This is a genomic window from Variovorax sp. NFACC27 (assembly GCF_048301545.1).
Taxonomy (GTDB): Bacteria; Pseudomonadota; Gammaproteobacteria; order Burkholderiales; family Burkholderiaceae_C; genus Variovorax; species Variovorax gossypii.
In genome coordinates this window covers 4,772,003-4,786,698 of the sequence record NZ_CP157613.1, presented here as the reverse complement: position 1 = coordinate 4,786,698, position 14,696 = coordinate 4,772,003, and the positions used below count along the sequence as shown (strand labels likewise).

16 protein-coding genes are annotated in these 14,696 nt (G+C 68.6%); 4 read left to right on the top strand and 12 right to left on the bottom strand.

What is annotated here, in order from left to right:
- Positions 1–16 precede the first annotated feature (16 nt).
- The 11 genes from ABL840_RS22400 to ABL840_RS22350 form a co-directional block, all read right to left on the bottom strand.
- A complete protein-coding gene (locus ABL840_RS22400; protein WP_093194968.1) occupies positions 17–490 on the bottom strand; it encodes a hypothetical protein in 474 nt (157 codons plus the stop codon).
- The gene (locus ABL840_RS22395; protein ID WP_093306872.1) at positions 490–1,413 is read right to left on the bottom strand and encodes an ABC transporter permease; all 924 of its coding nucleotides are present in this window, start codon (positions 1,411–1,413) and stop codon (positions 490–492) included. Before ABL840_RS22395 ends, ABL840_RS22400 begins: the two co-directional genes overlap by 1 nt.
- Positions 1,414–2,478 carry an ABC transporter permease gene (locus tag ABL840_RS22390; RefSeq protein ID WP_176947614.1) on the bottom strand — a complete coding sequence of 355 codons (1,065 nt, stop codon included), beginning with the start codon at positions 2,476–2,478 and terminating at the stop codon, positions 1,414–1,416.
- Positions 2,478–4,133, bottom strand: a complete 1,656-nt coding sequence (locus tag ABL840_RS22385) for an ABC transporter ATP-binding protein (RefSeq protein WP_093306871.1) — start codon at positions 4,131–4,133, stop codon at positions 2,478–2,480. Before ABL840_RS22385 ends, ABL840_RS22390 begins: the two co-directional genes overlap by 1 nt.
- The gene (locus tag ABL840_RS22380) at positions 4,124–5,077 is read right to left on the bottom strand and encodes a 5'-methylthioadenosine/S-adenosylhomocysteine nucleosidase (protein ID WP_093306891.1); all 954 of its coding nucleotides are present in this window, start codon (positions 5,075–5,077) and stop codon (positions 4,124–4,126) included. The genes ABL840_RS22385 and ABL840_RS22380 overlap by 10 nt, the downstream gene beginning before the upstream one ends.
- Before the next feature lie 8 nt (positions 5,078–5,085).
- Entirely contained in the window at positions 5,086–6,090 is a 1,005-nt protein-coding gene (locus tag ABL840_RS22375; protein ID WP_093306870.1) for a BMP family protein, read from the bottom strand.
- 194 nt (positions 6,091–6,284) lie between these two features.
- The gene (gene upp / locus ABL840_RS22370; RefSeq protein ID WP_093194973.1) at positions 6,285–6,917 is read right to left on the bottom strand and encodes a uracil phosphoribosyltransferase; all 633 of its coding nucleotides are present in this window, start codon (positions 6,915–6,917) and stop codon (positions 6,285–6,287) included.
- 44 nt (positions 6,918–6,961) lie between these two features.
- Positions 6,962–8,365, bottom strand: a complete 1,404-nt coding sequence (locus ABL840_RS22365; RefSeq protein ID WP_093306869.1) for a URC4/urg3 family protein — start codon at positions 8,363–8,365, stop codon at positions 6,962–6,964.
- Positions 8,362–9,672: a GTP cyclohydrolase II gene (locus ABL840_RS22360; protein WP_218152964.1), complete on the bottom strand. Its 1,311-nt coding sequence runs from the start codon at positions 9,670–9,672 to the stop codon at positions 8,362–8,364. Before ABL840_RS22360 ends, ABL840_RS22365 begins: the two co-directional genes overlap by 4 nt.
- A 66-nt stretch (positions 9,673–9,738) precedes the next feature.
- Positions 9,739–10,209, bottom strand: a complete 471-nt coding sequence (locus ABL840_RS22355; RefSeq protein ID WP_093306868.1) for a DUF6152 family protein — start codon at positions 10,207–10,209, stop codon at positions 9,739–9,741.
- Positions 10,210–10,227: 18 nt separating this feature from the next.
- A complete protein-coding gene (locus ABL840_RS22350) occupies positions 10,228–10,650 on the bottom strand; it encodes a hypothetical protein (protein ID WP_093194976.1) in 423 nt (140 codons plus the stop codon).
- A 124-nt stretch (positions 10,651–10,774) separates the two neighbouring features.
- Between ABL840_RS22350 and ABL840_RS22345 the strand changes: the two genes are divergently transcribed.
- Positions 10,775–11,365, top strand: coding sequence for a sigma-70 family RNA polymerase sigma factor (locus tag ABL840_RS22345; protein ID WP_093194977.1), 591 nt, complete (start codon positions 10,775–10,777; stop codon positions 11,363–11,365).
- Entirely contained in the window at positions 11,362–12,003 is a 642-nt protein-coding gene (locus tag ABL840_RS22340; protein WP_093306867.1) for an NrsF family protein, read from the top strand. Before ABL840_RS22345 ends, ABL840_RS22340 begins: the two co-directional genes overlap by 4 nt.
- A gap of 23 nt (positions 12,004–12,026) precedes the next feature.
- Here ABL840_RS22340 and ABL840_RS22335 read toward each other — a convergent pair whose 3' ends face one another.
- Positions 12,027–13,544 carry a helicase HerA-like domain-containing protein gene (locus ABL840_RS22335; protein WP_093194979.1) on the bottom strand — a complete coding sequence of 506 codons (1,518 nt, stop codon included), beginning with the start codon at positions 13,542–13,544 and terminating at the stop codon, positions 12,027–12,029.
- Between the two features lie 181 nt (positions 13,545–13,725).
- On the opposite strand from ABL840_RS22335, the gene ABL840_RS22330 reads away from it, so the two are divergent.
- Together ABL840_RS22330 and ABL840_RS22325 are read left to right on the top strand one after the other, a co-directional pair.
- Entirely contained in the window at positions 13,726–14,037 is a 312-nt protein-coding gene (locus ABL840_RS22330) for a phosphopantetheine-binding protein (protein ID WP_093194980.1), read from the top strand.
- Positions 14,038–14,041: 4 nt separating this feature from the next.
- The gene (locus tag ABL840_RS22325) at positions 14,042–14,686 is read left to right on the top strand and encodes a hypothetical protein (RefSeq protein ID WP_093194981.1); all 645 of its coding nucleotides are present in this window, start codon (positions 14,042–14,044) and stop codon (positions 14,684–14,686) included.
- Positions 14,687–14,696: the final 10 nt, after the last annotated feature.

Below are 14,696 nucleotides of genomic sequence, written 5' to 3'. Positions count from 1 at the left end.
CCCGGATGCCGGCGTCTCAGCGCGTGTTCTGCGCCCGGTAGCGGTATTGCCCCGGCGCGGGCCCGACCTCGATGGTCACGCGGCGCAGCTTCTGGTCGTGTCCCGAGTCGGCCTTCGCGGTGACGACGATGCCGCGCGGCGTGGCGCGGCAGGTGAGGTCGGAAAGAGAGATTTCCGCGTGGTCGTTGTCGAGCTCGGCAATGGCCACCGTGTGCTCGGCGCGCAGGCTGCCGTTGGCGTCGCGCGTCATCCATTGCACGTAGAGGAACGATTGCGCGTACTGCTCGGCGTGCACCACGCGGTAGGTGCCCTGGTGGTCCTTGCCCCAGGTGCCGCACATCTGCACCCAGGTCACCGCGTCGGCCGTGCTGAAGGCTTCGTAGCCGTAGTTCATGCCCAGTGCGTGGGCGCCGTTGCCGCCCGATCCCAGCAATGCCAGCAATGCCGCGAGCAGTGCGCCTCGCGCGGCGGTGGCGGTCCTCGTGGTCATCAGCGTTCCCCCTTGCGGTACGGTTTCATCAGTGCCTGCGGGTAGCTCGCCTTGCGCGCCACCAGCACCAGCGCCAGGATCGACAGCAGGTAGGGCAGCATCAGGTAGATCTGGTAGGGCAGCACGGCGTCGCCGGATTGTTGCAGCCGAAGCTGCAGCGCGTCGAAGAAGGCGAACAGCAGCGCGCCCAGCAGGGCCTTGCCCGGCCGCCAGGAGGCGAACACCACCAGCGCCACGCAGATCCAGCCCCGGCCGTTCACCATGTTGAAGAAGAAGGCATTGAAGGCCGACAGCGTGAGGAAGGAGCCCGCCATGCCCATCAGCGCGGAGCCAGCGACGATCGCGCCGGTGCGCGTGGCCGCGACCGACACGCCCTGGCTCTCGGCAGCCTGCGGGTTCTCGCCGGCCATGCGAAGCGCGAGGCCCAGCGGCGTGCGATACAGAAGCCAGCCGACGAGCGGCACCAGCAGCAGCGCGAACAGCGTCAGCGAAGTCTGTGCATTCAGCACGGGCACCGGCAGCCAGTCCATCGGCGCGAATGGCGTGATGGTGGGCGGCGTGTTCACCTTCGGAAAGCTCACGCGGTAGCCGAAGTAGCTCAGCGCGGTCGCCAGCAGCGTGATGCCCAGCCCCGAGACGTGCTGCGAAAGCGCCAGCCCGACGGTCAGGAATGCATGCAGCAGCCCGAAAACCATGCCCGCGAGCGCGGCCACGGCCACGCCCACCCACAGCGGCGCACCGGCGTAAACCGCGAGCCAGCCGGTGAAGGCGCCCGCGACCATGATCCCCTCGATGCCGAGGTTGAGCACCCCCGCGCGCTCGCACAGCAGCACGCCGAGCGTGCCCAGGATGAGCGGCGTGGCGATGCGCAGCACCGCGACCCAGAAGGAGGCGTTGGCGAGGATGTCGAGGAGGTCGCTCATCTACTTCTTCAGCTTGATCTGGTACTGCGTGAGCAGCGTCGCGACCAGCACCGCGATCAGCGAGGCCGCGACTATCACGTCGGCGATGTACGTCGGCACACCGACCGCGCGGCTCATGGTGTCGGCGCCCACCAGCACGCCTGCCACGAACACCGCCGCGGCGATCACGCCCAGCGGATGCAGCCCCGCCAGCATCGCGATCACGATGCCGGTGTAGCCATAGCCCGGCGACATGTCGAGCGTGACGTAGCTGGTGCGGCCCGCCACCTCGATGGCGCCGGCAAGGCCTGCCAGCGCACCCGAGAGCAGGGCGACCATCACCACCGTGCGCGTCACCGGCACGCCAGCAAAGGCGGCAGCGCGCGCGTTCGCACCCACGGCGCGGATGTCGAAGCCCAGCACGGTGTACTTGAAGATCGCCCAGACCATCACCGAGAGCGACACCGCCCACAAGAGGCCGGTGTGCACCCGTGTCTGCGCGACGAGCTTGCCCAGCTCCAGGTCGGACTGCAGCGAAACGCTCTGCGGCCAGCCCATGGCGGTCGGGTCCTTCATCGGCCCGTCGAGCAGGGCCGACACGCCCAGCAGCACGATGAAGTTGATCAGCAGCGTGGTGACGACCTCGTCCACGCCCAGCCTGTTTTTCATCAACGCCGGGCCCAGCAGCATCAGCGCGCCGGCGATGGCGGCGGCGAGCATCATCAGCGGAAACAGCAGCCAAGGCGAAAGCTCGAAGCCGGTGCCCCCATGCATGCCGCCCACCGCCACCGCAGCCAGCGCGCCGGCATACAGCTGGCCTTCCGCGCCGATGTTGAAGAGCCGCGCCTTGAAGGCGACCGTGGCCGCCAGCCCGGTGAGGATCAGCGGGATCGCGCGCGTCAGCGTCTCGCTCCAGGCGAACACAGAACCGAAGCCGCCCTGCAGCAGCAGTGCGTAGGTGCGGCCGATCGGCGCGCCGGCCCACAGCACCAGCAGCGCGCTGATCGCCATCGTGAAGAGCACCGCGCCGATGGGGGCGAGCACCAGCGCCGTGCGCGAGGTCTCGTGGCGTCGTTCGAGCCGCATCATGACGAGGCTCCCTTGCTGGCCTGGGATGCCGACGTCGCGCCGGCCATCGCCAGCCCGATGGCCTCGCGTGTCCATGCCGCCGCCGGGCGCGCTTCGCCCAGGTGGCCGCCGTGCATCACCGCCACGCGGTCACCGAGTGCGAGCACCTCGTCGAGGTCGTCGGAAATCACCAGCACGGCCGCGCCGGCGTCGCGCGCGGCGATCAGCTGCTGCTGCACGTAGGCGACGGCGCCGATGTCCAGGCCCCAGGTCGGCTGGTGCGCGACGATCAGGCGCGGCGCGCGGTTCGGGTGCTTGCGGTCGCCCTTGTCCATGCCGGGGGGCGGCTCTGGTTGTTCGGGTGCCAGCAGGGCACGGCCAAGAATCAGTTTCTGCATGTTCCCGCCCGAGAGCGAACGGGCCGGCGCCATGAGGCCGGCACCGCGCACGTCGAACGCCTTCTCGATGCGCCGCGCATGGAGCCGTGCGGCGGCGCGCTTCACTATCCACGACCAGCGCGAGAACACCGGGCTGCGCAGCCGTTCCGATACCGCGTTCTCCCACACCGGCAGGTCGCCGACGACGCCGACCGCATGCCGGTCTTCCGGGATGCGCGCGACGCCGCGCTGCACCAGCCGTGCAGGCGAGGGCGGCAGCGCGCGGCCCATCAGCTGTGCCGTGCCCGAGGCCGCGCGGCGCGTGCCGCACAGCAGTTCGGCCAGCGCGACCTGCCCGTTGCCGGAGACACCCGCGATGGCGGTGATCTCGCCCGCGCGCAGCGTCAGCGACACCTCGCGCAGCCGGTCGCGCCCGTCGCCCTTGTCGGAGGCCGCGGTGCTCACACGGTCGAGCACGCAGACGGCATCTCCCACCGACTTCGCGGGCCGGCGCTGCGGCGCTTCGACCGCATGCCCGACCATCCACAGCGCGAGCTGCGCCTGCGTGGTGCCCGCCGTACGTGCCTCGGCCACCAGCTTTCCGCCGCGCAGCACGGCGATGCGGTGCGACACGCGCAGCACTTCGTCGAGCTTGTGGCTGATGAAGATCACCGACAGCCCCTGCGCCACCATCTGCGCGAGCGTGGCGAAGAGCGCCTCGCTTTCCTGCGGCGTGAGCACGGCGGTCGGTTCGTCGAGGATCAGGATTCGCGCGCCGCGATACAGCGCCTTGAGGATTTCCACCCGCTGGCGCTCGCCGACGGACAGGCTTCCCACGAGCGCATCAGGCTGCACCGGCAGCCCGAAGCGCCTGGCCACGTCGAGCAGCCGCTCGCGCGCGGCCGTACGGCGCGACACCGGACGCCACAGCGGCTCGGTGCCCATCATCACGTTGTCGAGCACGCTCAGGTTGTCGGCCAGCGTGAAGTGCTGGTGCACCATGCCCACGCCCGCGGCCAGCGCCGCCTTGGGGTTGCCCGGCGGCAGCGCCGAGCCGAAGACCTCGATGCCGCCCTCGTCGGCGACGTAGTGGCCGAAAAGAATGGACATCAGCGTGGACTTGCCCGCGCCGTTCTCGCCGAGCAGCGCCAGCACCTCGCCCGACTTCAGGTCGAGCGAGACCGCGTCGTTGGCGACGAGGGTGCCGAAGCGTTTGGTGATGCCCTGCAGGCGCAGGACGGTGGCCCTTGCTCCCTCCTCGGGAGGCAGCGGCGACGAAGGCGCCGTCACTTCCATGCGGCCAGGAAGGCCAGCATGACCTTGGCGGAGTTGTCCGCCGCGATGCCCATGAAGGTGCCCATCTCGTTCTCGCCGTCGCCGCCGCCCGCGAGGTCGCTGAGCGAGCGGAAGGCGATGAAGGGCACGCCGTTGCTGTAGGCGACCATGCCCACGGCGGCGGTCTCCATGTCGAGCACGTTGGCCTGGAAGGTCTTGTAGGTGTATTCGCGGTAGGCCTTGTTGTCCATGAAGGCCTGGCCCGAGACGCCGTTTCCGCCCACCACCAGTTGGGGCTTGCGCGGCAGGCACTTGCCGGCGCTGCAGTTGGCGAGGTCGACGTTGCGGATGCTGCGCGCCACCTCGAGCATCTTCGGGTCGGCCTCGAACCAGAACTTGCGCTGGATCTCGGGCCGCGCCGCAGAGCGCACCTCGACCGGGCGCGGGAACATCATGCCGAAGTTAGGCAGCGTGGCGTCGGTGATGAAGGGCGGCGCCGTGTACTTGCCGGGCGCGGTCTCGCGCGCCATCAGCACCTCGAGGTACTGGCCCCACTGCGCCGGCACGGTGACGTCACCCACGTGCAGCGACGGGTTCACGCCGCCTGCGATGCCGCTGAACACGATGTTCGTCACGCGGAAGCGGTTGAGCACCAGCTGCGTGTTCATGGTCGCGTTCGTCATGCTGATGCCCGACAGGAACAGCACCACCGGCTTGCCTTCGAGCGTGCCGGTGGTGAACTCCACGCCGTTCACGCTGTGCTTCGCCGGGCCCTGCAGGCGCGTCAGCAGCAGCTTCAGCTCGGGCTCGAAGGCCGAGAGCACCGCGATGCGCGGCGTGTCGTCGAGCCGGGTGCTGCTGTTGATGGCGACGGCGCCGCCCTTGTAGACACCCACGCAGCCGCTCAGGCCGATGGCCAGCGCGCCGGCTGCGAGGAGGGAACGCCAGCGGATCGTCGTCGTCATCGGCATCCTCACTTCGCGGTGGACTTGGGTTGCGAGTCGTCGACCTTCACGGTGAACTTGCCCGAGAGGATGTCGGCCTGCTTCGCCTTCACCTTGGCGACGATGTCGGCCGGAACCTTCTTCTCGAAGGTGCCCAGCGGCGCGAGCTCGGAGCCCTTGTGCTTCATCTGCGCGTACTGCCCGTAGTCCTCGGCCGCGAACTTGCCTTCCTTCACGAGTTTGATCGCGCGGTCGGCGGCGGGCTCGAAGTTCCACAGGGCCGAGGCCACCACCGTGTCGGGGTACTGGCTCTGGGTGTCGATCACGTTGCCGATGGCGAGCTTGCCCTTTTCCTTGGCCGCGTCGGAAACGCCGAAGCGCTCCGCGTACATCACGTCGGCGCCCTTGTCGATCATGGCGAAGGCAGCTTCCTTGGCCTTCGGCGGATCGAACCAGCTGTTGATGAAGCTCACGCTGAACTCCACCTTCGGGTTCGTTTCCTTCGCGCCGGCCATGAAGGCGTTCATCAGCCGGTTGACCTCCGGAATCGGGAAGCCGCCGACCATGCCGATGCGGTTGCTCTTCGTCATGCCGCCGGCCACCATGCCGCTGAGGTAGGCGGGCTCCTGGATGTAGTTGTCGAACACGCTGAAGTTGGGCGCCTGGGGCTTGAGCGAAGAGCCCATCAGGAAGGCCACCTTGGGAAAGTCCTTCGCCACCTTGCGCGCCGCCGCCTCCACGCCGAACACCTCGCCCAGGATCAGCTGGTTGCCGGCCGTGGCGTACTCGCGCATCACGCGCTCGTAGTCGGCATTGCTCACGTTCTCGGTGGCCTTGTACTCGATCTCCCCTCGCGCCTCGGCCGCCTTCAGCGCCTTGTGGATGCGGCCCACCCATTGCTGCTCGAACGGCACGGTGTACACAGCCGCCACCTTCAGCTTGGCCTGCGCGAGCGCAAGGCCCGGAGTGCCCACCGCAGCGAGCGCTGCGGCAACGGCGACGGAACGGATGATCAATTGACGACGTGCGGTCACGGTGCTTCTCCTCGATTCGATTGGTAATGAAAGAACTAGCGCTGCAATCCCCGTGCCCGCCAGGGCGCGGCCCCAAAAACCGCCTGTGCCCCATTCCAGAAACACCGAGGAACCGGCTTTGCCGGGCCGCAGGTGTTGCCCCCGGTAGGGGGTTGGCGAAGCGACACGAAGTGCGCGCAGCCTGGGGGCGAGCCTTACTTCGTGCCGAAGATCCGGTCGCCCGCGTCGCCCAGGCCCGGCAGGATGTAGCCGTGGCTGTTGAGCTCGCGGTCGATCGCGGCGGTGTAGATCGCCACGTCCGGGTGCGCCTTCTGCATCGTCGCGACGCCCTCGGGGCAGGTCAGCAGGCAGACGAACTTGATCGACTTCGGGTTGAGTTCCTTCAGCCGCTCGACCGCCGCCACGGCCGAGTTGCCGGTGGCCAGCATCGGGTCGACCACGATCACGTCGCGGTTCTCCATCTCGCCGGGCATCTTGAAGTAGTACTCGACGGCCGTCAGCGTCTTGGGGTCGCGGTACAGGCCGATGTGGCCGACGCGCGCGCCCGGCACCACGGTGAGCATGCCGTCCAGGATGCCCGTGCCGGCGCGCAGGATGGATACCAGCACCAGCTTCTTGCCGTCGATGACCTTGGCCTGCATGGTCTCGAGCGGGGTCTCGACCTCGATGTCCTGCATCGGCATGTCGCGCGTGACCTCATAGGCCATCAGCATGCTGATTTCGTTGAGGAGCCGGCGGAAGCTGTTGGTGGACGCGTCCTTGCGGCGCATCAGCGTGAGCTTGTGCTGGATGAGGGGATGGTCGAGGAGGTGGACGTTGCTGCTCATTGGAATTCTTTGTGGCGTTGCTGGAAGACGGGGAACACCCGAGTCTAAAAGACAGTGCCATCGCTCTCGATCAGCAGAGGCGGTGCACCGTCACGCAAGCGCTGTGCCAGAGCCCGGCCGGCGGCCCAGGTGCCGCCTTCGAGCACACAGGCCAGCGGCAGCTCTTCCTCGGTGCGGTCGAGCACCTTGCGCACGCGCGGCGCAACCTCGTCGAGCAGCGCCACCGTGAGCGCGCGCCATTCGACGATGAATTCGTCGCCCACCTTCCAGGTGCGGGCAAGGAAGGCCGGGTCTTTCGGCACGATCACGCCGCTGTCGATCAGCAGGCCGCCGTTGCGGTACTCGGGCAGGGCGGTGAGCGCGTCGAGGTGGCGCACCTTCACGCCGGCCCACTCGAAGGGCTCGAGCAGCGAATACGTGAGCCACTGCGAGAGCTTGTGGAAGGGCATCCAGCCGTTGGTGAGGCCCGGGCCGCGCACGGCGCTGTGGCGCCAGCAGTCGCCGAGCGCCAGCGCGGGGTCGCCTGAGCCGATGCCGCCCGCGCTGTCGCTGCCGTCGGCCGCGATGCTGTCGACCGCGTTGGCCGCCGGCCAGATGCGCGAGAGCGTCTCCAGCAGCAGCGAAAGGATCTGGTGCGCCGTGATCTCGGCGGTGGGCGGTGCGGCCGGACCGTAGGGGCCGACCAGTGCGTCGAACAGCCGGCCGGGCCGACCGTCGTCGCCGAAGGTCTCGGGTTGCTCGCTCATGGCTTCGCCCAGCCGGCGCAGCAGCGTGGCGCGGCCCGCGAGGCCGACCAGCGGATTGACCTCGCTGACCTGGAAGGCGTCGCCGAGCCGGTCGGTGACCAGCCCGCGCAGGCCGGCCGCATCGACTTGATACGGATGATCGGGGTCGGACGAGAAGAGCCCGCTCGTGAATGCATGGAAGCTCGCCACGCCCAGCCCTTCCGAGCGCGTGAAGCGCTGGCCGGTGGCCGATTCGGTGTAGTGCCAGCCCGGTCCGGCGCCGGCGTCGAGCAGCACGCTCACCAGCACGAGGTCGATGTGGGCGCGGGCGCGCTGGCGTGCGTCGGCATTGCCGAGCAGCTTGTCGAGCTCCTCGACGCGGTTCACGCCGCCGGCCTCGAAATGGCGCCAGCGGCTGTGATACGGGATGGTGTCCCACGGATAGCGCTCGCGCGTGACCTCGGCGACGGTGCGCGCCGCGTCTTCGAGCGAGTCGTCGCCGCCGATGCGGAACCACTGCGATTCGCCGCGCCGGGCGCGTGCCAGCAGGGCGTTCGCGCGCTGGCGGATGGCGGCGGTGGTGCGCAGCAGCGTGGCCGCTCCCGCCGGATGGGCGGTGTCGGCGGTGAATTCGATGGACGGATCGACATCGCCCGCGCCGCCCGGCGGCAGGCTGCCGGAGCCATCGACCGGCATGTACTTCTCGTCGTTGCTGCTGCTCATTCGCTCAATCCCCGGCCCTTGGCCTTCTTCAGTTCCTCGGCGTCCGGCACCGGCCCGGGCGTGAAGTAGCCCGCCGCCATCTTGGCGTCCATCTCGACGCGGGCGTCCGCCGGGATCAGCTCGTCGGGAATGTTCACGCGCTCGCCGATCTCGATGCCCGAGCCGGTGATCGCGTCGAACTTCATGTTGCTCATCGATACGAGTCGATGGATCTTCCTGATGCCGAGCCAGTGGAAGACGTCGGGCATCAGTTCCTGGAAGCGCATGTCCTGCACGCCGGCCACGCACTCGGTGCGCGCGAAATACTGGTCGGCCGTATCGCCGCCCACCTGGCGCTTGCGTGCGTTGTAGACCAGAAACTTGGTCACTTCGCCCAGCGCGCGGCCTTCCTTGCGCGAGTAGGCGATGAGCCCGACGCCGCCGCGCTGTGCGCCCTGGATGCATTCCTCGATGGCGTGCGTGAGGTAGGGCCGGCAGGTGCAGATGTCGGAGCCGAAGACGTCGGAGCCGTTGCACTCGTCGTGGATGCGTGCGGTGAGCTCGACCTCGGGGTTGGCCAGGTCGCGCGGGTTGCCGAAGATGTAGAGCGTCTGCCCGCCGATGGGCGGCAGGAAAACCTCGAGGTCGGAGCGCGTCACCAGCTCGGGGTACATGCCGCCGGTTTCCTCGAAGAGCGTGCGGCGCAGGTCGGTCTCGGAGCAGCCGAACCGGCGCGCCACCTCGGGCAGGTACCACACGGGCTCGATGGCGGCCTTGGTCACCATCGCGGCGCCGCCGGCGGTGAGGAACTTGCCGTCGGCCTTGAGGCGGCCCTTCTGCAGCGCCTCGATCACCTCGGGCAGGATCACGTGCGCCTTGGTGATCGCGATGGTCGGGCGGATGTCGTAGCCCGCCGCCAGTTCGGTGGCGAACACGTCCGCCACCTGCGCGCCCCACGGGTCCAGCGACACGATGCGCCCCGGCTCGCTCCATTGCGGATAGGGGCCGATCACGTCGGTGGGCGCGGTGTTCGTCAGGTCGGCCTTGTGCTCGCGCTTGAGCGCGCCGGCCGCCACCGCGAGCGCGCGGTAGACGCTGTAGGAGCCGCTGTGCGTGCCGATCACGTTGCGGTGCGCCCGCTTGGTGGTGGTGCCGACCACCGGCCCCCGCTCGGCCGGCGTGGCCGCGCCCCAGCGGATGGGCAGCGCGCCGAAGCCGCCGGCGTGCGAGGTCAGCCGGATGTGGCCGGTCGACGTGGAGGGGTGGGGTGGGGGGAGGGGCGTCGCGCCGCCGGGGACGGAAGGGATCGTTGTGCTGTCAGCAGACATTGGAGGCCCTCAAAAAATGCAATGTACCGACCGTCCGCACGGCTTGCAAGCAGGGGCGCCCCCACGTCAGGCCGGCGAGGAACGCAGGCCGTAGGTCTTGCCGCCGACGAAGAGGTATTCGGCCCGCAGCACCGCGTCGCCCTTTTCGCCGGCATGGGTGAAGCCCAGCACGGCCACCTGCGCGCCGGGCTTGATCTCTTCCACGCTCCAGGCCTGCAGGCGCGTGAGCGGCGCGAGTTCGACCAGCCACTTGCGGTCGGTGCGGGTGGGCAGCTGCGCCTTGGCGAGCAGGCCGGGGCCGTCCACGTCGGCGCTCTGCTTCGGCAGCGGGCGCTGCTTCAGGTCGGGCGGCAGCGCGAGCTTCTCGGGCAGCTCGAGCTCCAGCTCTCCGTGCGGATTGCGCCACATGACCTTGGTGGCGCGCCCCTCGAGGTAGAGGGGGCGGTCTTGGTCGAAGCTGCTCCAACCGTGATGGGCCCAGGCCGGGGAGGCCAGGGCGAGGGAACTGGCAACGAAGGCGCGTCTTTGCATCGTCATCTCAGGCTCCTTGCTTGTTCAGGCGTAGGCGATCCAGCGACCGCAGATGATGACAGCGAGCCAAAACCCCAAGGACATGAGGCATTGCAGCCTGCCGCGCCGGCTCTCCAGCGTGGCGGTGCCACCGAGCAGGTGGAAGAGCAGCGCGTTGACGCCCGCCAGCGCGATCAGCAGCAGCTTCAGCCGGAAGGCCGGGTTGGCCAGCAGTTCGCCCGGCTGGCCGGCGAACATCGTGAGGCCGGTGGCGGCGCACAGGCCGAAGCCGGCCAGGGCGGGTGTCAGCGTGAGGCGGGCGAGCAGGGCGGCCGGCAGGTCGCGGCCCAGTCCGAACGCGCGCAGCTCGAACACCAGCAGGCCGCCGAACAGCATCGCGATGCCGACGATGTGCACGACCTCCAGCGCCGGATAGGCCCAGGGGTGCGAGACGAGTCCGCTGAACATGGATGCTCCTTCCATCGTTTCCACGGCTTTCGCGGGGTGCGGGCGAGCTTAGCCCAGGCGTAGCGCCGGCACACGGCACAATTCACCAGGACTTTTTTCGCCGGAGCTGTAACCGGCCGGCCGGATGACACGAACCACAGTAGGCAGCAGGACGAACCCGGGCGACGCGGAAGCGGCGCTGCGCGGCTTGTTCCTTCGCGGCCTCGACGGCGACGCGAAGGCCTACCGCGACTTCCTGCAGCAGCTCAGCGCGCACCTGCGCGCCTTTCTGGGCAAGCGCCTCTTTGGCTGGCCCGATGAAGTGGAAGACCTTGTCCAGGAATGCCTGCTCGCCATGCACAACCAGCGCCACACCTACCAGAGCGACCAGCCGCTGACGGCCTGGGTGCATGCCATCGCGCGCTACAAGATGATCGACCTGCTGCGTGCCAAGTCGGCCCGCGAGGACCTGCATGACCCGCTGGACGACGAGCTGGCCGTGTTCGCAGAATCCGCCGAGGAGGCTAGCGACGCGAAGCGCGACCTCGGCGGCCTGCTCGAGACCCTGCCCGAGCGCCAGCGCCTGCCCATCGTGCACGTGAAGATCGAGGGCCGCTCGGTGGCCGAGACGGCGAGCCTGACGGGCATGTCGGAGTCGGCGGTGAAGGTGGGCATCCACCGCGGGCTCAAGGCGCTGGCCGCCCGTTTCGGCAACAACTGGGGAGCCGCGGCATGAAGACCGACGACCTGGTCGCGATGCTCGCCAACGGCGAAGTGGCCGTGCCGCGCCGCCGCGCCAGCTACCGCATCTGGCTGGCCGTGCTGCTGGGGTTGCCGTTCTCGTTCGCGATCCTGTTCGCCGCGTACGGCGTGCGGCACGACATCGTGCAGGCCATGTTCTGGCCGATGTTCTGGGTCAAGGTGCTGTTTCCGCTGTGCATCGCGGCCGCCGGCTTCGTGGCTGCCGAACGGCTCGGGCGGCCGGGCGTTAAGCCCCGGCATGCCTGGATGGGCGCCGCGCTGCCCGTGCTCGGGGTGTGGCTGCTGGCGGTGATCGCCTGGTATACCTTGCCGGCCGAGGAGCGCATGCCTTCGTTGATGGGGCAGTCGTGGCGCATCTGCGCGGCGAGCATCGGGCTGATGGCGTTGCCGGTGTTCGCCGCCGCGCTGGTGGCGCTCAGGAGCATGGCACCCACGCGGCCCGCGCTGGCGGGCGCCGCGGCGGGCGCGCTGGCCGGAGGCGTCGGAGCCTCGATCTACGCGCTTCACTGCATGGAGCTGACCGCGCCCTTCCTCGCCGTCTGGTACGTGAGCGGGATCGCGGTGCCCATCCTGGTGGGAGCCTTGCTGGGGCCGCGCCTGCTGCGCTGGTAGGCGGGCGGGCCCCTTTTTGGGGCTCAGCGCTTCTTGCTGCCGAAGATCCCGCCCAGCACGCCGCGCAGGATCTCCTTGCCCACCGAGGTGCCCATGGTGCGCACCGCCGACTTGGCCATGGTCTGCACCAGTCCGTCGTGCTTGGCGCCGCGCGGGCCGGTGGTGCCGAAGAGCATGTCGTTGAGCATGCTGCCCATGCCGGAGCCCGAGGATTCGGCCGTGCCCTTGGCGCCCGGAGCCGCTGCGGCAGGCGCGTCGGGCGCGCTTTCGGCGCGGCCCTTGAGCTTCTCGTAGGCCGATTCGCGGTCCACCGATTTCTCGTAGACGCCGGCGACGAGCGAGCCCGAGATCAGCGCCTTGCGCTGGTCGGGCGTGATCGGGCCGAGCTGGCTGCCCGGCGGCAGCACGAACACGCGCTCGGTCACGCTGGGGCGACCCTTCTCGTCGAGAAAGCTCACCAGCGCCTCGCCGACCGCGAGTTCGGTGATGGCAGTCTCGATGTCGAGGCCCGGCTTCTGGCGCATGGTGCTCGCGGCGGCCTTCACGGCCTTCTGGTCGCGCGGGGTGAAGGCGCGCAGTGCGTGCTGCACGCGGTTGCCCAGCTGGGCCAGCACGGTGTCGGGAATGTCCAGCGGGTTCTGGGTGACGAAGTACACGCCGACGCCCTTGGAGCGCACCAGCCGCACCACGAGTTCGATGCGCTCCACCAGCGCCTTGGGCGCCTCGTTGAACAGCAGGTGGGCCTCGTCGAAGAAGAAGGCCAGCTTGGGCTGCTCGGGGTCGCCGACTTCGGGCAGCTGTTCGAACAGCTCCGACAGCATCCACAGCAGGAAGGTAGCGTACAGGCGCGGCGAATTCATGAGCTTGTCGGCCGCGAGGATGTTGATCACCCCCTTGCCGCCCTCGGTCTGCATGAAGTCGGAGATGTTGAGCATCGGCTCGCCGAAGAACTTCTCGCCGCCCTGGGTCTCGATCTGCAGCAGTCCGCGCTGGATGGCGCCCACGCTGGCGGCGCTGATGTTGCCGTACTGCGTGGTGAACTGGCTCGAGTTGTCGCCCACGTACTGCAGCATGGCGCGCAGGTCTTTCAGGTCGAGCAGCAGCAGGCCGTTGTCGTCGGCGATCTTGAACACCAGGTTCAGCACGCCGGCCTGGGTTTCGTTCACGTCGAGCATGCGACCCAGCAGCAGGGGGCCCATGTCGGAAACGGTGGCACGAACCGGATGGCCCTGTTCGCCGAACACGTCCCACAGCGTGACGGGGCAGGCGGAGGGCTCGGGCACCTCGATGCCGCGTTCCTTGAGCGTGGCGGCCAGCTTTGCTCCGATGGCGCCTTTCTGGCTGATGCCCGTCAGGTCGCCCTTGACGTCGGCCATGAACACCGGAACGCCGATGGATGAGAGTTTTTCGGCGATGGTCTGCAGGGTGACTGTCTTGCCGGTGCCGGTGGCGCCCGTGATGAGGCCGTGGCGGTTGGCCAGGCCGGGTAGGAGGTTGCACTCGATGGTGTCGTGCCGTGCGATCAGAAGAGGGTCGGCCATGGGGCGCTCCGGGTCGTATCGAAGCGGGTAGTCTAGGGCCTGCAAGAGAGTGAAACAGGCCGAAAGAGTGCGCAATTCCGGCGTAATTCCGCTCCGTGCGGCTTCGCAACGGTCCCCTGGGCTGCACTCCTATAATCCACGGCCCGCACGGTGGTTCAGGAATAAGTTTTAGGAGGTTTTTTTGTCATCGACTGCCCAGCCCCCCATTCCCGCCAACGGCGATGCCTCCGAACAGTCGCCGATCGAAAAAGAGCTGGCCGTGCTGCTCGTGAACGCGCTCAATCTCGAAGTGGCTCCCGAGGACATCGTGCCGACCGAGCCGCTCTACGGCGAAGGACTCGGCCTCGACTCGATCGACATCCTCGAAGTCGCGCTCGAAGTCTCGCGCCGCTACGGTTTCCAGCTGCGTTCGGACGACGAACGCAACCAGCAGATCTTCCAGTCGCTGCGCACGCTCGCGGCCCACGTCGCGCAGCATCGCGTCGCTACCTGATCCCATGTCCCGATGGCGAATAGCGCTCCTGCTGGTGGTGGGTGTCGCATATGCCGGCCTCTCCCACTGGATGACGCTGTTCCATGCGACGCAGCCATGGGCGGTGGTCGTGCTGCTCGGTCCGCTCTGGCTCGCCGCCATGGGCCTGGCCGGCAGCTGGTTCGGCCGCTGGGGCGTTGCCATTGCCGCGGCTGCGGGCATCGGCGGCTTCTCGCTCGTCTTCCTGGGTGAGGCGGGCGATCCCAACCGGCTGTACGTGATGCAGCACGTGGCCATCAACGCCGCGTTGTGCGGCTGGTTCGGCTCCACGCTGCGCGGCAAGGGCCTGCCGCTGATCACGCAGTTCGCGCAGCGCGTGCATCCGCTGCGCGGCCACATGCTGTCCTACACCACGCAGCTCACGCGCATCTGGACAGGTTTCTTCGCGGTGATGGTGGTGGCCTCGATCATCATCTACCTGACTCGGCCGTTCTCCGACTGGTCGCTGTTCGCCAATGTGCTGTCGCCCGTGATGGTGACGCTGCTTTTCGTGGGCGAACACCTGGTGCGCTACCGGCTGCATCCCGAATTCGAACGTACGCGCCTCGTGGACGCGGTGCGCGCGTTCTATGGCACGTCGTCGGTTGACACCAGCCCCGGCGGCCAATGACACAGGCGCC

Bases quoted from the DNA above. Each gene is read 5' to 3' on its own strand.
- ABL840_RS22380 (WP_093306891.1), bottom strand. From the start codon at position 5,077: ATGACGACGACGATCCGCTGGCGTTCCCTCCTCGCAGCCGGCGCGCTG.
- ABL840_RS22400 (WP_093194968.1), bottom strand. From the start codon at position 490: ATGACCACGAGGACCGCCACCGCCGCGCGAGGCGCACTGCTCGCGGCA.
- ABL840_RS22390 (WP_176947614.1), bottom strand. From the start codon at position 2,478: ATGCGGCTCGAACGACGCCACGAGACCTCGCGCACGGCGCTGGTGCTC.
- ABL840_RS22340 (WP_093306867.1), top strand. From the start codon at position 11,362: ATGAAGACCGACGACCTGGTCGCGATGCTCGCCAACGGCGAAGTGGCC.
- ABL840_RS22385 (WP_093306871.1), bottom strand. From the start codon at position 4,133: ATGGAAGTGACGGCGCCTTCGTCGCCGCTGCCTCCCGAGGAGGGAGCA.
- ABL840_RS22355 (WP_093306868.1), bottom strand. From the start codon at position 10,209: ATGACGATGCAAAGACGCGCCTTCGTTGCCAGTTCCCTCGCCCTGGCC.
- ABL840_RS22365 (WP_093306869.1), bottom strand. From the start codon at position 8,365: ATGAGCAGCAGCAACGACGAGAAGTACATGCCGGTCGATGGCTCCGGC.
- ABL840_RS22350 (WP_093194976.1), bottom strand. From the start codon at position 10,650: ATGTTCAGCGGACTCGTCTCGCACCCCTGGGCCTATCCGGCGCTGGAG.
- ABL840_RS22335 (WP_093194979.1), bottom strand. From the start codon at position 13,544: ATGGCCGACCCTCTTCTGATCGCACGGCACGACACCATCGAGTGCAAC.
- ABL840_RS22325 (WP_093194981.1), top strand. From the start codon at position 14,042: ATGTCCCGATGGCGAATAGCGCTCCTGCTGGTGGTGGGTGTCGCATAT.
- ABL840_RS22360 (WP_218152964.1), bottom strand. From the start codon at position 9,672: ATGTCTGCTGACAGCACAACGATCCCTTCCGTCCCCGGCGGCGCGACG.
- upp (WP_093194973.1), bottom strand. From the start codon at position 6,917: ATGAGCAGCAACGTCCACCTCCTCGACCATCCCCTCATCCAGCACAAG.
- ABL840_RS22345 (WP_093194977.1), top strand. From the start codon at position 10,775: ATGACACGAACCACAGTAGGCAGCAGGACGAACCCGGGCGACGCGGAA.
- ABL840_RS22395 (WP_093306872.1), bottom strand. From the start codon at position 1,413: ATGAGCGACCTCCTCGACATCCTCGCCAACGCCTCCTTCTGGGTCGCG.